Source organism: Agromyces binzhouensis (assembly GCF_004135055.1).
GTDB classification, from domain to species: Bacteria; Actinomycetota; Actinomycetes; order Actinomycetales; family Microbacteriaceae; genus Agromyces; species Agromyces binzhouensis.
Window position 1 is genome coordinate 1 of sequence record NZ_SDPL01000708.1, and the last position, 862, is coordinate 862.

The 862-nt window shown below is 50.1% G+C and carries 1 rRNA gene; it reads left to right on the forward strand.

The window, feature by feature from the left end:
• A 23S ribosomal RNA gene (locus ESO86_RS17785) occupies nt 1–862 on the forward strand; the annotation flags it as partial.

The following is an 862-nucleotide window of genomic DNA, read 5'->3' on the forward strand; positions in this document are numbered from 1 at the left end:
TGCATATGGTGGATGCCTTGGCGATCACAGGCGATGAAGGACGTAGTAGCCTGCGAAAAGCTGCGGGGAGCTGGCAAACAAGCTTTGATCCGCAGATATCCGAATGGGGAAACCCACTCCGCAAGGAGTATCCCTGACTGAATACATAGGTCAGTGGAAGCGAACCGGGTGAACTGAAACATCTCAGTAGCTCGAGGAAAAGAAATCAACCGAGATTCCGAAAGTAGTGGCGAGCGAAATCGGAAGAGCCTTCACGTTTTAGCATGCAAGATAGTCGAACGGAATGGAAAGTCCGGCCGTAGCAGGTGATAGCCCTGTAGACGAAATTTTGTGTGTGGAACTAAGCGTGAGAAAAGTAGGGCGGGACACGTGAAATCCTGTTTGAAGATGGGGGGACCATCCTCCAAGGCTAAATACTCGTGATCGACCGATAGTGAACCAGTACCGTGAGGGAAAGGCGAAAAGAACCCCGGAAGGGGAGGGAAATAGATCCTGAAACCGTATGCATACAAACAGTAGGAGCCTCCTTGTGGGGTGACTGCGTACCTTTTGTATAATGGGTCAGCGACTTACATTCAGTGGCAAGGTTAACCGAATAGGGAAGCCGTAGCGAAAGCGAGTCCGAATAGGGCGATTCAGTCGCTGGGTGTAGACCCGAAACCAGATGATCTATCCATGGCCAGGTTGAAGGCACGGTAACACGTGCTGGAGGACCGAACCCACTAATGTTGAAAAATTAGGGGATGAGCTGTGGATAGGGGTGAAAGGCTAAACAAATCTGGAAATAGCTGGTTCTCTCCGAAAACTATTTAGGTAGTGCCTCAAGTATTACTGCGGGGGGTAGAGCACTGTTATAGCTAGG